The organism is Streptomyces sp. NPDC057474 (assembly GCF_042802555.1).
Classification (GTDB): Bacteria; Actinomycetota; Actinomycetes; order Streptomycetales; family Streptomycetaceae; genus Streptomyces.
This window is the reverse complement of record NZ_JBHVDX010000202.1, coordinates 1-19,179: the sequence shown is the minus strand read 5'-3', so window position 1 is coordinate 19,179 and position 19,179 is coordinate 1. Positions and strand designations below refer to the sequence as shown.

Genomic DNA, 19,179 nt, shown 5'->3' with positions numbered 1-19,179 from the left:
GATCAACGGCCGCGCGGTGGTACTGCCGCACGCCTGAGCCGCGTTTTCTGCAGGGCCGGCGCCCGAGCCTCGCTCAGGCGCCGGCCCGCTCCCCTGCCGGCCCCCGCACACCGACCGCCCGCTCCACACAGCGCCGGAGCACCGTCAGGAACTCCGGTGTCTCCCACGGCCCCACGTCCACGCGCCCGGTGTCGTCCACGCCGAGGTCCTGCATGTCGTAGCGGCCCCGGCAGTGGCCGAGGGTGAAGTAGCAGACCTCGCCGAGGCCGTGCCGCTTGAGATACAGCACGGGTCGGGGGGCGTTGTCGAGGGCCACCGTGTCGCCCTCGGCGAAACCGCGGCACGGCCCCGTGTACTCGGCGTGCAGCAGCACCTCCAGCTCCCCGTGCAGCTCGCACACGTACAGCTCGTCGGTGACCGTGAACGGCCCGATCCCGGCGACCAGCGGATGGCCGGGCCGGGTCACCAGCACCTCGTACGGCTCGATCGGCGGGTGGGCCAGGAACTGACTGCCGAGCACCTGGGCCAGCTCCCCGAGGTGCCGCGGGGTCGTGAACACCCGCGGCCCGTCACCCGTCGACGGCTCGATCACCGCGTTGGTGCCGTGCAGGGCGAGCCAGCGCCCGCCCCGCGCGACGAACCGTGCCAGTGCGGCCCGCTGCGCCGGGCGGGGCCGTACGTCGCAGGTGTAGGTGACCAGCAGGTCGGCCTTGTCGAGGGCGGCCACGCAGTCGTAGTCCTGGTACACCGTGGTGCGCACCCGCGGATGCTCACCGAGCAGCTCCAGCAGCCGCAGCCGCGCGTGGTCGAAGTCGTGCCAGCGGCCGCCGCAGACCAGTACGGCGTCCAGGCGGCCGGCCGGGCCCGCCACGGCTCAGTACTGGACGCGGGTGAGCAGCCCGCCGTCCACCACGAGGTTGACCCCGACGCAGAAGGAGCCGGTCCGCCCGAGCAGGAACGCCACCGCCGCGGCCACGTCCTCCGCGGTGCCGTAGCGGCCGATCGGCAGCTTGGCGAGCACCTCCTCGTACACCTCAGGGCGGCTGGTGCGGATGGTCTCCCAGGCGCCGCCGGGGAAATCGATCGGACCGGGCGAGACGGTGTTGACGCGGATGCCCTTCGGCGCAAGGGCGTGCGCGAGGGCCGAGGCGTGCTGGACGACGGCCGCCTTGAGCGCGGAGTACGAGTTCGCTCCGGCCGGGCGCGCGGTGTCGGAGGCGTTGGTGGTACCGATGGCCACGACGGCGGCCCGGTCGGAGGCCTCCAGGTGCGCAAGGGCCGCCTCGACGAGTCCCGCGAACGGGATCAGGTCGCCACGCAGGCTGGCTTCCCAGGACTCGGGGCCCTTCACGTTGCCCGCCGACACGTTGGACACCAGCAGGTCAAGGCCGCCGAGTTCAGCGGCCGCCCGCTCCACGAAGCCCGCGAGTGCGGCCGGGTCGGTGACGTCGACCGGTTCCGCGAACACTGTCGCCCCCTCCCCGCGCAGCTCGGCGGCGGCCTTGGCCAGTGCTTCTTCGCCCCGGGCGCACAGGGCCAGTGCGCAGCCCTCGGCCGCCAGGGTTCCGGCGATCGCCCGGCCGATGCCCCGGCTCGCACCGGTCACCAGCGCCTTCGCGCCTGTCAGTCCCAGATCCATCGATGTCACTCCTTTGTTGTGATGGGCGAAACGGTCCCCGGCCGCTCCGTAGCCGGGAAGGTCCTTCGGTTGCCGGGAAAGATTCCTCAGTTGCCGGGAAGCTGCGAGAACGGCGCCCGGTCCGCCCGTGGTTCCTGCGGCAGTTTCAGCACCCGTTCGCCGATCAGGTTGCGCTGGATCTGGTCGGTGCCTCCGGCCAGCCGGTAGCCGGGGGCGCCGAGCAGATGCTGCGTCCAGGCGAAGGTGCCCGGTTCCCCGGTGTCGGCGCTGATCCGCGCTCCCATCAGCTCGGCGGCGACCTGTCCCGTGCGGGTGAGCAGGTCGGACGCCATGAGCTTGGTCAACGACGCCTCGGGACCCGGCCGACCACCGGCGGCGCTCGTCCTGGCGACGCGGTCCACGGTGGCCGCGCGCAGGGCGGCACGTACGTACAGGTCGGCCAGGCGCTGGCGGACCAGCGGGTCCGAGGTGCGGCCGAGGGAGCGGGCGAGCGCGAGAACGTCGGAGAAGGTGCCGCCCTTGCGGCGGTTGCCGCTGCCGGAGGCGGTCCGTTCGAAGGCGAGGGTGGTGGTGGCGACCTCCCAGCCCTGGCCCGGTCGCCCGATCCGGAGCCGGTCCGGGACGCGTACGCCGCTGAGGAAGACCTCGTTGAAGGAGGCGCCGCCGCTCATCTGGCGGATGGGTCGCACCTCCACGCCGATGGCGTCCATCGGGACCAGGAAGGCGGTGATGCCGGCCTGTTTGACGACGTCCGGGTCGGTGCGGGCGAGCAGCAGACCGTAGTCGGCGAACTGGGCTCCCGAGGTCCACACCTTCTGGCCGTCGATCACCCACTCGCCGCCGTCCTCCTGCCGGGCGCGGGTGCGCACCGCCGCGAGGTCGGATCCGGCACCGGGCTCGCTGAAGAGTTGGCAGGCCAGCAGGTCGGTGCGCAGGAACGCGCGTGCGTGGTCGTGGAGTTGCTCGGCCGTCCCGAACAGGGAGACCGCCATCGCGACCAGGCGCACGGTGACGCTGATCAGCTCGGTCGACGGCGGTACCTCGAAGGCGGACTCCTCCTGGGCGAAGACGGCCACGTGGGCGGCGGTCAGGCCCGCTCCGCCCTTGTCCGCGGGGAGGGTCAGCGCCTGGTAGCCGGCGTCGAAGCGGGCCCGCTGGTAGGCGCGGCAGCGCTCCAGCAGCAGGTGTTCCTCGTCCTCGGGGAGGTTGTGGAACACGGCGAGATCGGCGGCCTGTCCGGCGGACTCCGGCGCCCGCGCCGGTTCCAGCACGGTGGCCAGCCACTGCCGGACCTGCCTGCGCCATGCGTCCGGATCGGGCTGGGACATGGCTCCTCCTCAGTCACGCACTCAGGTCACTTACCAGACGAAAGATTCAGTAACAGGGACGGGGACCTGTGTCTCACGGACCCCGGAAACATGCGGAAACACCTCCGCTTGGGATCAGAGTGTTCCGTACTTTCTTGATAAACGCTACAGTCTGCGTACCCCCTCTCCCCTCGAATCGGGAGAGGACCGCGGAGCCGCCGGAGGAGCCATGTCGCTGCTGCCACTCGACCGTCGCGCCCAGGAGACACCTGACGAGCCCGCCCTGGCGGACGACCTGGCGGTGCTGTCCTGGTCCGGCCTCGCCGACCAGGTGGCGCGGGCGGCGGCACGGCTGCTGGAGTTCGCGCCCGGCCCCGACGACCGGGTCGCCGTCCTCGGCGACAACGCGATCCCGACGCTGGTGGCCCATCTGGCAGGCCTGCGCGCCGGGGTGGGGACCGTGGCCACGTCACGGAACCTCACGTCGGGCGAGCTCGTCGACCAGATCATCGACGCGGGCGTCACCGGGATCATCGCCGGACCGGCCGGCGCGGGTGCCGCCCTCGACGCGGCCCGGGAACTGGGACTTCCGGTCGTGACGCACGGGACCCCGGCGATCGGGCACGCCTTCGACTGGGACCTGTGGCTGGCCGCCGCGCCCGCCGACCGCACACTCCCGACGGACCGGCCCGCCCGGCCTCCGCTCGTCTACACCTCGGGGACCACCGGACGGGCGCGCGGCACCGAGGTGCGCTGGGTGAGCGGCCCGGTCGCCGACAGCTCGGCCTACCTCACCGCGATGTCCGCCCGGCCCGGATTCCCGCCGGGACCGCATCTGGTGTGCGGCCCCCTGCAGCACAACGCGCCGCTGACCTCACTGCGGCACCTCACGGCCGGTCAGCCGGTGGTCGTCCTCGGCAGATACGACGCGGAGACGTTCCTCAGCCGGGTGCGGAAGTGGCGGGTCACCTCGACGGTGATGGTGCCCACCCACTTCCAACGGCTGCTCGCCCTCCCGGAGGAGGTCCGCGCCCGGTACGACGTCTCCAGCCTGCGGCAGGTCTCCCACACCGGCTCCGCGTGTCCACCGGACGTGAAGCGAGCCATGATCGACTGGTTCGGTCCGGTGCTGACCGAGTCGTACGGCGCCAGCGAAGCGGGAACCGTGGCCCGCATCAGCAGCGAGGAGTGGTTGGCGCACCCGGGCTCGGTCGGGCGCGTCAGGCCCCCCTTCGAGGTCCTGGTCACCGGCGACGACGGCGAGCGACTGCCGCCCGGCGAGCCCGGGCTGCTGGCCTTCCGGGCACCCGACGACCAGGGCGTCCGCTACCACGCGGACCCGGACAAGACCAAGGCCGCCTATGTCGCCCCCGGCGTCTTCACGCTCGGCGACATCGGCTATGTCGACGCGGACGGCTACATCTTCATCACCGACCGGGCCGCGGACGTCGTGGTCTCCGGCGGTGTGAACCTGTACCCGGCCGAGAGCGAGGCGGTCCTGCGGCAGCACCCGGCGGTCGCCGAGCTCGCGGTGATCGGCGTGCCCGACCCGGACTTCGGCGAGTCGCTGCGGGCCCTGGTCGTGGTGGCGGGGGACGAGCCGCCGGCCGACGAGCTGGACCGGTTCTGCCGCGAGCGCCTCGCCGCCTACAAGTGCCCGAGGTCGTACGAGTTCGTTCCCGAGCTCCTGCGCAACGCGATGGGCAAGCTCGACAAGCGCGCGATGCGCCGCCCCTACTGGAACTCGGAACGGACCATCGCCGGCTGAGCCGACCCGCCCCCTTCCGCCATTCCCGCTCTCCCTGCCTTCCCGCATACGAAGGATCACCCATGACCGAACTCCTCCTCATCCGGCACGGCCTCCCCCTGGCGGGTGTGTTCGACCCGGGGCTGTCGCCGGAGGGCACCGCTCAGGCCGAGCGCCTCGCCGCCTGGCTGGGGCACGAGGACCTCGACGCCCTGTACGTAAGCCCGTTCCGGCGTGCCCGTGAGACCGTGGCGCCTCTGGAACGGCTCACCGGCATGACCGCCACCGTCCTCGACGACCTGCGCGAGTGGGACACGGACGTGTCCCAGCCCTACACGCCACCTGAGCAGATCGGCGCGGGCGATCCCCGGGCGGCGGCGCTCGCCGAGGGCCGCTACGAGGACTTCGTGCCCGATCTGGACTGGGACGCCTTTCGCGCGCGTGCCGTGCGGGCCATGGACACCATCCTCGACGCCCATCCCGGCGGGCGCGTCGCGGCCGTGTGCCACGGCGGCATCACCAACACCTACCTGGCGACGGTGCTCGGGCTGCCCAGGATGTTTTGGTTCCACCCCGACTACACGTCCGTCAGCCGGGTTCGGCGCATGCCGGGCGGCCGGATCGTTCCGCACTCGGTGAACGAGGCGGCCCACATGATCGCCGAACGTGCCGTCGACGCGGTCGTCTGACCCCGTCCCAACACCTCAGGAGGCCCCGTCCATGCCCGGATCCGTCATCGTCGCCGGAGCCAGGACGCCCATCGGCAAACTGATGGGCGCCCTGAGCACCCTCTCCGCGGTCGACCTCGGCGCCCACGCCATCGGCGCCGCACTGGGCGCCGTCCACCTGGACCCCGCGGCCGTGGAAGCCGTCGTCATGGGGCATGTCGTGCAGGCCGGGGCCGGCCCCAACCCGGCGCGGCAGGCCGCGATCCGCGCGGGCATTCCGTTCTCCGTCCCCGCGAGCACCGTCAACAAGCTCTGTCCGTCCGGTCTGCACGCCATCGCCCTGGCCGACCTCATGATCGCCTCCGGCCGTCACGAGGTGGTCGTCGCCGGTGGCATGGAGTCCATGTCGGGCGCCCCGCACCTGCTGCGCGGATCACGCACCGGCTGGAAGTACGGCTCGACCGCGGTGGCGGACGCCCTCGACCGCGACGCCCTCGTCTGTGCCTTCGACGGCGTCTCCATGGGCGCGGCCACCGAGCGCTACCAGCAGCCGTTCGCCCTGACCCGGGAGGAACAGGACGAGTACAGCGCGCTGTCCCATCAAAGGGCCGCCCGTGCCCAGGAGTCGGGCGAGTTGACCGGGGAGATCACCCCCGTCACCGTGCCCGGACGCCGGGGCGACTCGGTGGTGGACACCGACGAGGGCGTACGGCCGGGAAGCACCGCCGAGAGCCTGGGCCGCCTGAAGCCGGCCTTCTCCGACGCCGGCACCATCACCGCGGGCAACTCCTCACAGCTCTCGGACGGCGCCGCGGCCGTCGTCGTGATGAGCGCGGAGCGCGCCCGGCGGGAGGGCCTGACACCGCTCGCCGAGATCGGCGCCTACGGCACGGTCGCGGGCCCCGACCCCTCGCTGCTCGTCCAGCCGGCCGGCGCGGTCCGCGACGCCCTGTCCCGGGACGGCCGGTTGAAGGCCGCCGACCTGGACCTGTTCGAGATCAACGAGGCGTTCGCCGGAGTGGCCCTGGCTTCCGTTCGGGAGCTGGACATCCCGCTGGACAAGGTGAACGTCAACGGCGGAGCGATCGCGCTCGGGCACCCGGTCGGCATGACCGGAGCCCGGCTGGTGCTGACCCTCGCGGCGCAGCTGCGGCGGCGCGGAGGCGGCAGCGGAGCGGCAGCCCTGTGCGGGGGCGGCGGCCAGGGCGACGCGCTGTTGCTGCATGTGCCGACGCAGTCCTGAACCCCGGAGCCGAACCACCATGAACGACCAACTGCCCCCGGACACCACGACCCTTGTCGTGGCGGCCCGTACCCTCGCCGCCGACGGCGTCGTCTCTCTCACCCTGCGCCGCCCCGACGGCGGGATGCTCCCCGCCTGGACACCGGGTGCCCACATCGATGTACTCCTGGACCGCGAACGCGGCGGCGAGGGCGATCTGATCCGTCAGTACTCCCTGTGCGGAGACCCGGCCGAACGCGGGGCCTGGCAGATCGCCGTGCTGCGCGAGCCGCAGGGCCGCGGCGGCTCCGCATACGTCCACGACCGCCTGCGTGAAGGCGCCGCCGTGCCGGTCCGCGGGCCGCGGAACAACTTCCCGCTGCGGCCCGCCGCACGCCATCTGTTCATCGCCGGCGGTGTCGGTATCACGCCCATCCTTCCCATGGTGGAGGCCGCCGAGGCCGCGGGGGCCGACTGGCGGCTGCTGTACGGCGGCCGCACCCGTACCTCCATGGCGTTCCTGGAACGTCTCGCCCCGCACGGGGACCGGGTACTCGTCCGTCCCCAGGACGAGTTCGGCCTGCTGGAGCTCGCCGCCCACCTCGGCGCGCCCAAGGAGGGCACCCTGGTGCACGCCTGCGGTCCCGAACCCCTGCTGCGGGCGGTGCAGGAGCAGTGCGCGGGCTGGCCGCCCGGCACGCTGGGCGTCGAACGGTTCGCCCCGGTGCGGACGGCCGACACCGGCCCGGCCGAATCCTTCGTGCTGGAGCTCGCCCGTTCCGGGCTCACCCTCACCGTGCCGCCGGACCGTTCGGTGCTCGAAACCGTGGAGGAGGCCGGCGTCGCGGTGGACTTCTCCTGCCGGGAAGGCACCTGCGGCACCTGCGAGACCGACGTACTCGACGGCAGACCCGACCACCGCGACTCGCTGCTGACCGAGGACGAACGGGCCGCCGGCGACACCATGCTCATCTGCGTCTCCCGCTCGTGCGGGCCCCGCCTGATGCTCGATCTGTGACGGCGATCACCCCCAGCAATTTACTAGGACGTCCTAGTATTTGTTCGTCAGCAGTACTCCGCCCTGTCCGGGAAGGCCCTCATGAGCGATCTGCACCGACCCGTGCACCCTGTCCGCCTGGTCACGGCCTCGGCCCTGTTCGACGGGCATGACGCGTCGATCAACATCATGCGGCGGATCCTCCAGTCCCAGGGCGCCGAGGTGATCCACCTCGGACACAACCGGTCGGTACGTGAGGTCGTGGACGCGGCTCTGGAGGAGGACGCCCACGGTGTCGCCGTCTCGTCGTACCAGGGCGGGCATGTGGAGTACTTCGAGTACCTGGTCGAGTCGCTGCGCGCACAGGGAGCGGACCATGTGCGTGTGGTGGGCGGTGGCGGCGGCGTCATCGTGCCCGAGGAGATCGCCCGGCTGCGCGACAGCGGGGTGACCATCTTCTCCCCCGAGGACGGACAGCGGATGGGCCTGGCCGGGATGGTCAACTCGGTCGTCGAGGACTGCGACTTCGACCTCTGGGACGGCAAGCCGGCCGACTCCGCCGCCGTGCTCGCGGGCGACCGGTTCGCCGTCGCCCGCGCCATCACCGGCGCCGAACTGGGCAAGCTGCCGGCGGAGTTCCTGGAGCGGCTGCGTGCCGCCGCCGCGGCACGGGTCACGCCCGTCCTCGGCATCACCGGCACCGGCGGCTCGGGCAAGTCGTCACTGACCGACGAGTTGGTGCGCCGCTTCCGCGTCGATCAGCAGGACAAGCTGCGGATCGCGGTGATCGCGGTCGACCCGACCCGCCGCCGTGGCGGCGGCGCACTGCTCGGTGACCGGATCCGCATGAACTCCCTGGACGGGAACCGGATCTTCTTCCGCAGCCTGGCCACGCGTGGCAGTCGCGAGCTGCCCGAGCACCTCTCCGACGTGATCGACGTGGTCAAGGCCGCCGGGTTCGACCTGGTGATCGTGGAGACCCCGGGGATCGGCCAGGGAGACGCGGCGATCGTGCCGTTCGTCGACACCTCGCTGTATGTGATGACACCGGAGTTCGGTGCCGCCTCGCAGCTGGAGAAGATCGACATGCTCGACTTCGCCGACGTCGTGGCGATCAACAAGTTCGAGCGGCGCGGCGCGAAGGACGCCCAGCGCGACGTGGGCCGCCAACTGGTCCGTAACCGTGAGTCGTTCGGCATGCGGCCCGAGGACATGCCGGTGTACGGCACCTCGGCGGCGACCTTCAACGACGACGGGGTCACCGCGCTCTACCAGCACCTGAGGACGATCCTGGCCGAGAAGGGGCTACCGCTGTCGGAGGGCGCGCTGGCGTCGGTCGACGTGCGTCACTCCTCCGGCATCCGGCAGGTGGTGCCCGCGGACCGCGTGCGCTACCTCGCCGAGATCACCGACACGATCCGCGCGTACCACGCCGAGACCGCGCGACTGGCCGGGGCGGCCAGGCGGGTGCAGCGCCTGGAGGCGGTCGGCAACGAGCTCGTCGAGGCCGGCTCCGACGCGGCGAACGTACGCTCGCTCCTCGATGACGCCCGCAAGCAGCTCCCGCACCAGGTCACGGAGCAGATCGGGAACTGGCCCGCCGTCGTCGCCTCCTACTCCGGAGACGAGCAGGTGGTGAAGGTCCGGGACAAGGAGATCCGCACCGGGCTGACCCGCGAGTCCCTGTCCGGCAACAAGGTCCCGCGCGTCGCCCTGCCCCGCTTCACCGACCACGGGGAGCTGGTGCGGTTCTGGCGCGGGGAGAACCTGCCCGGCTACTTCCCCTTCACCGCCGGGGTGTTCCCCTTCAAGCGCGACGGCGAGGACCCGGCGCGGATGTTCGCCGGCGAGGGAGATCCGTTCCGTACCAACCGGCGCTTCAAGCTGCTCTCCGAGGGACAGCCGGCCACCCGCCTGTCCACCGCCTTCGACTCGGTCACCCTCTACGGCCGTGACCCGGACGAACGCCCCGACATCTACGGCAAGGTCGGCACGTCCGGAGTGTCGGTGGCCACGCTGGCGGACATGAAGGCCCTCTACGACGGCTTCGACCTGATCGCGCCCACGACCTCGGTCTCCATGACCATCAACGGACCCGCGCCGACCGTCCTGGCGTTCTTCCTCAACACCGCCATCGACCAGCGGATGGAAGGGTTCCGCGCCGCCGAGGGCCGAGACCCGTCGCCCGAGGAGGCGGACGGGCTGCGGGCCCACGCACTCGCGAGCGTGCGCGGCACCGTGCAGGCCGACATCCTCAAGGAGGACCAGGGCCAGAACACCTGCCTGTTCTCCACCGAGTTCTCCCTGCGGATGATGGCCGACATCCAGGAGTGGTTCATCGCCCACAAGGTCCGCAACTTCTACTCGGTGTCCATCTCCGGGTACCACATCGCCGAAGCCGGCGCCAACCCCATCAGCCAGCTCGCCTTCACCCTCGCCAACGGCTTCACCTACGTCGAGGCCTACCTCGCCCGGGGCATGCGCATCGACGATTTCGCACCGAACCTGTCGTTCTTCTTCTCCAACGGCATGGACCCCGAGTACTCCGTCCTCGGCCGGGTCGCCCGCCGCATCTGGGCGGTCGCGATGAAGGAGAAGTACGGCGCCGGCGAACGCAGTCAGAAGCTGAAGTACCACGTCCAGACCTCCGGACGCTCCCTGCACGCCCAGGAGATGGACTTCAACGACATCCGCACCACCCTGCAGGCCCTCACAGCCATCTACGACAACGCAAACTCGCTGCACACCAACGCCTACGACGAGGCCGTGACCACCCCGTCCGAGGAGTCGGTACGGCGGGCACTGGCCATCCAGCTCGTCATCAACCGCGAGTGGGGCCTGGCCATGAACGAGAACCCCCTCCAGGGATCGTTCATCATCGACGAACTCACCGACCTGGTGGAGGAGGCCGTACTCCAGGAGTTCGAGCGCATCAACGAGCGCGGCGGCGTGCTCGGCGCCATGGAGACCGGCTACCAGCGGGGCCGTATCCAGGACGAGTCGATGCTGTACGAGCAGCGCAAGCACGACGGCACACTGCCCATCATCGGCGTCAACACCTTCCGCCGCCCCGGCGGCGACAGCCGGCCCCCGGAGCTGGAACTCGCCCGAGCCACCGAGGCGGAGAAGCAGTCCCAGCTGGAGCGCGTGCGGGACTACCAAGCAGCGCACGGCGACCGGACGCACGCTGCCCTGGCCGCCCTCAAGGACGCGGCCGTGAACGACCGCAACGTCTTCGCCGTGCTCATGGACGCCACCCGGGTCTGCTCACTTCAGCAGATCACCGAGGCGTTCTTCGAGGTGGGCGGCCAATACCGCCGGAACGTCTGACCCGGCCCCGACCCAGCCCCGCAAACCACACCGCAGCGACTCATCAGATAGGACCTCAGATGGATCCCGTTACCCGTCTCGGCGTCGTCGGCTGCGGCCTCATGGGCTCCGGCATCGCCGAAGTCGCCGCCCGCAGCGGCATCGACGTCCGCGTCGCCGAAGCCACACCGGAGGCGGTCGAGGCAGGCCGCCGCCGACTCACCGCCTCCCTCGACCGAGGCGTACAGCGTGCCAAGCTCAGTGAGGAGCAGCGGGACCAGGCCCTCGCCAGGCTGTCCTTCACCCACGACCTCGGCGACATGGCCGACCGCCAGTTCGTCGTCGAGGCCGTCGCCGAGAACCGCGACATCAAGACCGAGGTCCTGCGCGCCCTGGACAAGGCGGTCGAAGACCCCGCGGCGGTCCTGGCCACCAACACGTCCTCGATCCCCATCGTCGATCTCGCCGTCGTCACCGAGCGGCCCGCGCAGGTCATCGGTATGCACTTCTTCAACCCCGTGCCCGTGCAGCAGTTGGTCGAACTCATTCCCGCCCTCATCACCAGCGCGGACACCGTGCGGCGCACCCGCGGCTTCGCCGAGCAGTTGGGCAAACAGGCCGTCCAGGCACCCGACCGTTCCGGCTTCGTCGTCAACGCCCTCCTCGTGCCCTACCTGCTCAGCGCCGTACGGATGGTGGAGTCCGGCGCCGCACAGCCGGAGGACATCGACCGGGGCATGGAACTCGGATGCGCCCACCCCATGGGGCCGTTGCGCCTGCTCGACCTCATCGGCCTCGACACCGCCCAGGCCGTGGCCGAGTCGATGTACGAGGAGTTCAAGGAGCCGCTGTACGCACCGCCCGCCCTCCTGCGCCGCATGGTCGCCGCAGGCCACCTCGGCCGCAAGAGCGGCCGCGGCTTCCACATCTACGACGCCTGAACAAGGGCCGCCCCGCCTGAAGCCCCGGTCTGCCGAATACCGTCGGCAAGGAGTCGCCGGGGCTGAAGGGGCCGCCCCCGTCAGCAGAGGCGTGTTCCCCACCTCGCGGGCGCACCTGCCGCACGGGCGATCGACGTCACCCGATCCACCTCCGGTGACGGTCTTGGACACCGCGGGCGTCCGACCCACTGTTCAGCACCCGGACGCTCATCACTCGTCGTTCACCCAGCGCATGAGCCGTTGCAGCGGATAGAAGCCGTCGTGGGACAGGCCCGGTGGCATGCCTCCCGCGCCGCCGAGGGACACCACCCGCTGAACGCCGGCGCAGGCGAGGGCGTCGCGCAGCTCCGCCTTGCGGATGTCGGGGTACACGCCGACCGTCTGCGTGGCGACCCCGGCGTATCGGACGGCTTCGGACAGCTCGGCGACCGGGACCACGTCGACGATCTTTCCGTCGGGGGGAGGTCCAGGCGTACGCAGAGCAACTCGGCGTAACGGTCGGCGTCGTCCCAGGAGCCCTCGACGAACTGGAAGGGGCTGGCCACACCCGCCTGCTGGTTGAAGAACGTGGCGTCGGCGGCGCCCGCGTCGGCTACCAGGGCCAGGGCCTGAGGGGACTCGAAGGCCTCACGGCCGATGAGGGAGATGGAGGGTCCTGGGGTCGAAGGAGACGAGCTCGAACCCCAGTAGCTGGTGTGCGAGAACAGCAGGGGTACGAGGTCGGCGAGACCGGTGATCTCGTGCACGCCGGTCTCCTCCGCCCGGGTGCGCAGCCGCGGGATCCGTTCCCGCTGGGCGGTGAGGGCCTCCCGTGCGGCCTCCAGCTGCAACTCCCTCAGGTCGTCGGCGGATCGGGCGAAGGTGGTTCCGGAGGGGACGAGGGATCGGATCTGCTCGCGGGCGGCTGCCACAGCGTTCACCTGTTTCTTGCGAGGAGGCCCCGGCGTTCACGCCGGGGAGGAATCGCATCCGGGTGTCGCGACGCGGAGCGTCGCCGCATCCGGTTCAGGGCGCGGAGCGCCCGTACCGCTGTCGGCATCGTCGAGGTGATGCGAACGCGTGTGCCTGTGGTCGCTGGTCGGGGTGGTGGCTGCGGGATCGGGGTGCGTTTGTGCGGCTGTCGTACGTATGGTCCTTCGCAGGGTTCGGGACGGCACGGTGTCCCGGCCGGGGACCGTGAGGGGGCGAGATGACGCAGGTGACGGCGGCTGCGGAGGCCGGGCATGCCCGGTACACGTACCGGCTGCGTGTGTCGTCCGCCGCCCGCACCGCACTGGCGGCGGAGTGGGACCGCTGCCGCTGGCTGTGGAACGAATGCGTCGCCAAGTCCAGGGCCGTACACCTGCACAACAAGGCCACCGGCGAGAAGGCCACGTGCGGCCCGGCTCAGCTCGACAGGATGCTGACCGAGGCCCGCGCCCGTACGCCGTGGCTGCGCGAGGGCTCGTCGGTTGTACAGCAGCAGATCATCCGCGACTTCGGCCGCTCCCGCGCCAAGGCGCACAAGGACATCGAAGAGCGCCTGTCCATGACGCGCCGGGCGGGGATGCCCACGTACAAGAAGAAGCGCGAGGCGCTGCCGACCCTCAACTACACGCGCCGCGCGTTCCGGTTGAAGGACGGCCGGCTGCATCTGGCGGGCGGCATCGTCCTGACAGTGGTGTGGTCGCGGGAACTGCCGGCGGAGCCGTCCTCGGCGCGCGTGTACCAGGACAGCCTCGGGCACTGGTATGGCTCGTTCGTCGTCCCCACCCAGATCCAGCCCCTGCCAAAGACCGGCCGTGTACTCGGCGTCGACTGGGGCGTGAAGGAGACCGCGACCACCACGTCCGACGCGCACGACCTGCCCCACGCCGAACACGGCAGGAAGGCGAAGGCGCAGCTGACCCGGTACGACCGGATGATGGCCCGCCGCAGGCCGAACAAGGGTAAGCCCGGATCGAAGGGCTACCACGAGGCGAAGAAACTGCGGGCGAAGGCGCACAAGAAGGTCGCCAGGCAGCGTGAGGACACCGGCCGCAAGTGGGCCAAGAAGGTGGTCCGCGACCACGACGCCATCGCTGTCGAGGACTTCCGCCCGAAGTTCCTGGCCAGGACGACCATGGCCCGCAAGGCCGCCGACGCCGCCATCGGCGCCACCAGGGCCGCTCTGATCGAGATGGGCCGCAAGCACGGGCGGGACATCCGCCTCGTCCACCCCGCGCACACCACGATGGACTGCGCGCACTGCGATGCGAGAGCCAAGCATCGTCTGCCGCTGGGTGAGCGCACCTACACCTGCACCGCGTGCGGAACCGCGTCCCCACGGGACAAGAACTCCGCACGCGTCATGCTCGTCCGGGCAGGTCTCAACCCGGCTGGTGCTGATGGCGGAAGACCTCCTGGAGCGCTGCTCCAGGAGGCGGCCTGAGCCAGGAATCCCCTTCCCTTCAGGGAGGGGAGGATTCAACTCAGTCGGTTGCGTACGTTGTCTTTTCCGCTGCGCGGGACGGGGTGGCCGCGAGGTACGACGACTCGATCGCGTCCAGGTTTCCGCGCAGTTCCTGCGGGGTGCCGGCCAGGGTGACGCGGCCGCGGTGCAGGACGTACACGCGGTCCGCGATGTCCAGCACCTTGCGCACGTGCTGCTCGACGAGCAGGGCTCCCAGGCCGCGGTCCGCCGCCTCGCGTACCGCGCGCAGGAGGCGGTCGACCACGAGCGGGGCGAGGCCGAGGGACAGTTCGTCCGCGAGGAGCAGCCGGGGGGCGCGGCACAGCGCGCGGGCGAGCGACAACATCTGCTGCTCGCCGCCGGACAGCATGCCCGCGCCGGTCTTCAGGCGCTTCTCGAGTTCGGGGAAGAGTTCCAGGGCATGGTGGGTCGCCACCCGGCCGACTCTCAGGTTGTCCGAGGTGTCCAGCCGGGTGAAGACCGCCCGCTCGCCGACGTATGCCAGTCCCTGCCGGGCGCGGCGGTGCAGCGGTGCGCGGCCGGGCTCGCCCAGCCAGCGCACCTCGCCGCTCATCGGGGCCAGGTCGCCCGAGAGTGCCCGGAGTGTCGTGGTCTTGCCCGCGCCGTTGGGCCCGAGCAGGGCGACGACCTCACCGGGGCGGACCTCCAGGTCGAGGTCGCGTACGACGGGTTGAGTGCCGTACCCGGCGGACATGGCGCGGGCTTCGATCAGGGGTGCTCCGGTGTCGTGCACGGACGTTCTCCTTCTGCTCGGGCTCAGTACGCCGACGTGTCGGGCGGTCAGCCGGCCGACATGGCCGTCAGCACCTTCCGGACGTCGACGAAGGTCGAGCCCTCCTTCGCCCACTCGATCTTCCCGCCGCGGATGGTGAGTTCGGTGGCGGTCGTGTTGTGGATACGGTTCAGGCCCTCGATCGGCAGGGCGGTCGACTCCTTCCAGGTCAGGGACGGGGTCAGGCCGCCGGTGTCGATCCCCGAGGTGGTGTTCAGCTCTTCCACGAGGGCCTTGGAGGAGATCGTCGGCAGCTTCTCGACCGCCGCGGTGAAGACCTTGAAGGCCACCCAGGCCGTCCCGTTCGCGCCGTTGCTCGTGTCGATGTCCGTGCCCTGGGCCGCCTTGACGAAGTCCTTCCAGACGGGGTCGGTGGTCGGCGGGTAGTAGCCGGTGATGGTGGCGCCCTCCAGCGGGCTGGCGCTGCCGCCGGTGGTCTCGGCGAGTTCCGGGGTGAGGTTGCCGACGACGCTGCCGACCTTCGTCTTCGATCCGGACTGCACGTAGGCCTTCACGAACAGGTCGGAGTGCGTGCCCAGGATGACGTCCACGCAGTCGCTGCCCTTGGTCGCGGCGGCGACCTGTGGGGCGAGGTCGGTGGCGGTGACCGGCACCTTGAGGTCCTTCGGGGCCGCCCCGCCGGCGGAGGTCACGCCGAGCGCGAGGAACCGGGCGACGGTCTCGGCGGCGGCCACGTCGTACCGTACGCCGGAGATCTTCTTGCAGCCCTCCTCAACGAGCTGCTGCCCGTGTGCCGCGAACACCGCCGGGGTGCCGCCGTTGACCGGGAACGACAGCGGGTTGGAGAACTCCGCCGCCGAGACGCCGGTCCCGCCGATGTACGGGATGCCGGCCTTCTCCAGGATGGGCATGTAGCGGTCACCGGCGAGGCTGTACGACCCCACCACCGCGATCACCTTCTCGGCGACCGCCTGCTGGGCGCACTTCTCGGCCTCGTCGGGGTCGTTCTTCTCGTTGCAGGTGAGCACCTTCAGCGGGCCGCCCTTGATGCCGCCGTTGGCGTTGATCCACTTCTCGTAGGCCTGGGCCGTGAGCCGGACGCCGGGCTGGGCGCTGCCCTGGGTGTCCTCCGGTGTCCAGACCATCACCTTGACCGGGGCGCCCTTCAGGGAGGAGGTCTCCGTCGAGCTGCCGGTCGCCTCTCCCCCACAGCCGGCGGCAAGCAGCACTCCGGTCACCGCGAGGCAGCTCGCTGCGGCGGTTCTGCGTCGGCGTGAGTCGTTCATGGTTCCTCCGCGGGGCTCGTCGTCGAGATGGCGAACAGCATGGGGTGCGTTTTGAGGTTAGTGAAGTACTCTCGGCACAATTATTTAAATGAATGTGCTGTCTGGCTCCGCTCCTGGAGGTTCTCCCGATGGACGACATCCTGCGCTTCGCCCTGCTGGGCCTGGGTCTCGGCGCTCTCTACGCCCTCACCGCGCACGGCATCGTGCTGGTCTACCGGGGCTCCGGCGTCCTGAACTTCGCGCACGGCGCGATCGGGATGGCGGGCGCCTACGTGCAGTGGGAGCTCGCCACCCGACACGGCGTCCCGTACTGGCCCGCCACCGTGTGCGGGGTCCTCGGCTCCGCGGTGCTGGGCGTCCTCACCCATCTGCTGGTGCTGCGCCCGCTGCGCCGGGCGTCCACGCCGGCCCGGCTGGTCGCCACTCTCGCGGTGTTCATCGTCCTCACCGCCATCGCCGTGAAGCGGTACGGCGACAGCCTGCAACTGGTGCCGGGCAAGCTGCCCACCGATCTGCTGACGATCGCCGGGGCGACGGTCTCCAAGGACCGGGTCTGGCTGCTCGGCATCGCGGTCGTCGTGACCGCGCTCCTCCATCTGCTCTACAGGCGCACCCTGTTCGGCCTGGGCACCACCGCGGTCGCGGAGAACCAGGGGGCCGCCGCCTCGCTCGGCTGGTCCCCGGACCTGATCGCCACCGGCAACTGGGCCCTGGGCTCGGCCCTCGCGGGACTGACGGGCATCCTGATCGTGCCGGTCATCGGTCTGTCGGTGACCGGGCTGACCACCCTCCTGCTGAGCGCCCTGGCGGCCGCCCTGGTCGGCGGGTTCTCGTCGTTCCCCGTCACCCTGGCGGGCGGTCTGGTCATCGGCATCGTGCAGTCCGAACTGACCCGCTTCGGCTCCGACGTCACCGGGCTCGCCGCGTCGGTGCCCTTCCTCTTCATCGCCCTGGTGCTGGTCGCACGCGGCCGGGCGCTGCCGCTGCGCGGCACGTTCCTGGACCGCCTGCCCGCCCTGGGCACCGGAAGAGTGCGCCCCGGGTCGCCGGCTGTCGCCGTCGTGGTCGGGCTGCTGCTGGTGAGCGTGTCGACGCCGCTGTGGGCCGACGCCATCACCACCACCCTGGTGATGGCGCTGATCCTGCTGTCGATCGTCGTGGTCACCGGATACGCCGGCCAGGTGTCCCTCGCGGCCTACGCCCTCGCCGGGACCGGCGCCTTCATCGCCGGACACGCGGCGGCCGACTGGGGATGGCCCTTCGAACTCGCCCTGCTGGCAGGCGTGTTGGGCACGGTCCCGATCGGTCTGCTGTTCGCGCTTCCGGCGGTCCGCACCCGCGGCGTCAACCTCGCGATCATCACGCTCGGCCTCGGCACCACCCTGGAGACGATGGTCTTCCAGAACACCGATCTGTCGACCACACCCGGCAGCGACGGCATCGCGGTGGGCAAGCAGACGCTCTTCGGGATCAGCGTCTCCGGAGTCGACCATCCGCAGCGGTACGCCTCCGTGGTGCTCGTGCTGTTCGTCGCCGCCGCGCTGGTGGTCGCCAACGTCCGGCGCGGCCGGACCGGCCGCCGGCTCGTCGCCGTGCGGGCCAACGAGCGGGCCGCCGCCGCCCTCGGCATCGACGTCCGCGCGGCCAAGCTCTACGCCTTCGGCCTGTCCGCGGCCATCGCCGCGCTCGCCGGAGTGCTCACCGGCTTCCGCTCGACCTCGGTGGTGCTCTCCAACTTCGCCTCCTTCGACTCCATCACCGCGCTCGGCCTCGCGGTCATCGGCGGCGTCGGCTTCCTCGTCGGCCCGCTGTTCGGCGCGACCTTCGCCGCGGGCACGGTGGGCGCCCGGTTCGGGGACCTGGTGCTGCCCGGGCTCAGCGAGTGGATGCCCCTGATCGGCGGGATCATCCTGGTGCTGACGCTGGTGGGCAACCAGGACGGGATCGGGAAGTCGGTCGGCGCGCAGGCCGAGGCCGTCCGTCGCAGGCTCCCCTCGAAACACGGTCGCCGTTCGCTCGCGCGGACGGAAGAGACGCTCGCGCGGACGGAGGAAGCACCGGCGCAGCACGTGCCCCGCGCCGCGCCGCTGCCCCTCCGGGTGCGGGACCTGACCGTGCGCTACGGCGGTGTCGTCGCCGTCGACGGACTCTCGCTGGACGTCGAGCCGGGCCGGATCGTGGGGCTCATCGGTCCCAACGGCGCCGGCAAGACCTCCGCCATCGACGCCGTCACCGGCTTCACCCGGGCCGCGCGCGGCGACGTCCGCCTCGGCGACCGGGAGGTCACCCGGCTGCCGGTGCACCGGCGGGCCGCGGCCGGACTGAGCCGGTCGTTCCAGTCGCTGGAGCTGTTCGAGGACATGACGGTCCTGGACAACCTGTACGCGGCCTGCGACCGGCCCGGCAGATGGGCGTACCTCACCGACCTGATCCGTCCCGGTAGCCGCCCGCTGCCTGCCCATGTGCTCGTAGCGGTACGGGAGTTCGGTCTCCAGGACAGCCTGGACCGGCCGGTGGGCGACCTGTCGTACGGAGAGCGGCGGCTGCTGGCCATCGCCCGCGCGGTGGCGGCCTCGCCGTCCGTGCTGCTCCTCGACGAACCGGCCGCGGGCCTTTCGGACGACGAGACGCGGGAGCTGGCCCACCTGGTACGGCGGCTCGCGGAGGACTGGGGCATGGGGGTGCTGCTCGTCGAGCACGACGTCGACATGGTCATGAGCGTCTGCGACCAGGTCGTCGTCCTGGACTTCGGACGGCGGATCTGCGCCGGCACACCGGACGAGGTGCGCCGTGATCCGGCGGTCCGGGCGGCCTACCTGGGCGACCTGGAGCCGGAGGCGCTGGCCTGAAACGAATCGGAGGCGCCACCCGGTACGGG

Annotated in this window: 14 protein-coding genes; 8 read left to right on the top strand and 6 right to left on the bottom strand. The window is 71.2% G+C overall.

The features are described 5' to 3' along the window. Positions 1 to 73 precede the first annotated feature (73 nt). The 3 genes from ACFU53_RS37435 to ACFU53_RS37425 all read right to left on the bottom strand — a co-directional run bounded on the left by ACFU53_RS37435 (position 74) and on the right by ACFU53_RS37425 (position 2,967). Positions 74 to 871, bottom strand: coding sequence for a ThuA domain-containing protein (locus tag ACFU53_RS37435; RefSeq protein ID WP_384003081.1), 798 nt, complete (start codon positions 869 to 871; stop codon positions 74 to 76). Positions 872 to 874: 3 nt separating this feature from the next. Continuing rightward, a complete protein-coding gene (locus ACFU53_RS37430) occupies positions 875 to 1,639 on the bottom strand; it encodes an SDR family NAD(P)-dependent oxidoreductase (RefSeq protein ID WP_384003078.1) in 765 nt (254 codons plus the stop codon). An 86-nt stretch (positions 1,640 to 1,725) separates the two neighbouring features. Beyond that, the gene (locus ACFU53_RS37425; RefSeq protein ID WP_384003075.1) at positions 1,726 to 2,967 is read right to left on the bottom strand and encodes an acyl-CoA dehydrogenase family protein; all 1,242 of its coding nucleotides are present in this window, start codon (positions 2,965 to 2,967) and stop codon (positions 1,726 to 1,728) included. 208 nt (positions 2,968 to 3,175) lie between these two features. On the opposite strand from ACFU53_RS37425, the gene ACFU53_RS37420 reads away from it, so the two are divergent. The 6 genes from ACFU53_RS37420 (at position 3,176) to ACFU53_RS37395 (ending at position 11,830) form a co-directional block, all read left to right on the top strand. Beyond that, on the top strand, positions 3,176 to 4,714 hold the full coding sequence (locus ACFU53_RS37420; protein ID WP_384003072.1) for an AMP-binding protein: 1,539 nt from the start codon (positions 3,176 to 3,178) through the stop codon (positions 4,712 to 4,714). Between the two features lie 62 nt (positions 4,715 to 4,776). Continuing rightward, a complete protein-coding gene (locus ACFU53_RS37415) occupies positions 4,777 to 5,382 on the top strand; it encodes a histidine phosphatase family protein (RefSeq protein ID WP_384003068.1) in 606 nt (201 codons plus the stop codon). Positions 5,383 to 5,413: 31 nt separating this feature from the next. Continuing rightward, complete coding sequence (locus tag ACFU53_RS37410; protein ID WP_384003065.1) at positions 5,414 to 6,604, top strand: acetyl-CoA C-acyltransferase; 1,191 nt, start codon at positions 5,414 to 5,416, stop codon at positions 6,602 to 6,604. A gap of 19 nt (positions 6,605 to 6,623) precedes the next feature. Further along, positions 6,624 to 7,601, top strand: coding sequence for a PDR/VanB family oxidoreductase (locus ACFU53_RS37405; protein WP_384003062.1), 978 nt, complete (start codon positions 6,624 to 6,626; stop codon positions 7,599 to 7,601). 81 nt (positions 7,602 to 7,682) lie between these two features. Next, a complete protein-coding gene (gene icmF / locus ACFU53_RS37400) occupies positions 7,683 to 10,910 on the top strand; it encodes a fused isobutyryl-CoA mutase/GTPase IcmF (protein ID WP_384003059.1) in 3,228 nt (1,075 codons plus the stop codon). 59 nt (positions 10,911 to 10,969) lie between these two features. Continuing rightward, a complete protein-coding gene (locus ACFU53_RS37395) occupies positions 10,970 to 11,830 on the top strand; it encodes a 3-hydroxybutyryl-CoA dehydrogenase (protein ID WP_384003056.1) in 861 nt (286 codons plus the stop codon). A gap of 210 nt (positions 11,831 to 12,040) precedes the next feature. On the opposite strand, the gene ACFU53_RS37390 is transcribed toward ACFU53_RS37395, so the two are convergent. Beyond that, the gene (locus tag ACFU53_RS37390) at positions 12,041 to 12,277 is read right to left on the bottom strand and encodes an acyl-CoA reductase (protein ID WP_384003084.1); all 237 of its coding nucleotides are present in this window, start codon (positions 12,275 to 12,277) and stop codon (positions 12,041 to 12,043) included. 742 nt (positions 12,278 to 13,019) lie between these two features. Between ACFU53_RS37390 and ACFU53_RS37385 the strand changes: the two genes are divergently transcribed. After that, the gene (locus ACFU53_RS37385; protein ID WP_384003053.1) at positions 13,020 to 14,240 is read left to right on the top strand and encodes an RNA-guided endonuclease InsQ/TnpB family protein; all 1,221 of its coding nucleotides are present in this window, start codon (positions 13,020 to 13,022) and stop codon (positions 14,238 to 14,240) included. Positions 14,241 to 14,280: 40 nt separating this feature from the next. On the opposite strand, the gene ACFU53_RS37380 is transcribed toward ACFU53_RS37385, so the two are convergent. Both ACFU53_RS37380 and ACFU53_RS37375 read right to left on the bottom strand, forming a co-directional pair. After that, positions 14,281 to 15,015: an ABC transporter ATP-binding protein gene (locus tag ACFU53_RS37380; RefSeq protein ID WP_384003051.1), complete on the bottom strand. Its 735-nt coding sequence runs from the start codon at positions 15,013 to 15,015 to the stop codon at positions 14,281 to 14,283. Positions 15,016 to 15,062: 47 nt separating this feature from the next. After that, positions 15,063 to 16,301 (bottom strand): ABC transporter substrate-binding protein, encoded by a 1,239-nt coding sequence (locus ACFU53_RS37375; protein ID WP_384003048.1) that lies wholly within the window; start codon positions 16,299 to 16,301, stop codon positions 15,063 to 15,065. Between the two features lie 128 nt (positions 16,302 to 16,429). Between ACFU53_RS37375 and ACFU53_RS37370 the strand changes: the two genes are divergently transcribed. Then, on the top strand, positions 16,430 to 19,150 hold the full coding sequence (locus ACFU53_RS37370; RefSeq protein ID WP_384003045.1) for an ATP-binding cassette domain-containing protein: 2,721 nt from the start codon (positions 16,430 to 16,432) through the stop codon (positions 19,148 to 19,150). Positions 19,151 to 19,179 lie beyond the last annotated feature (29 nt).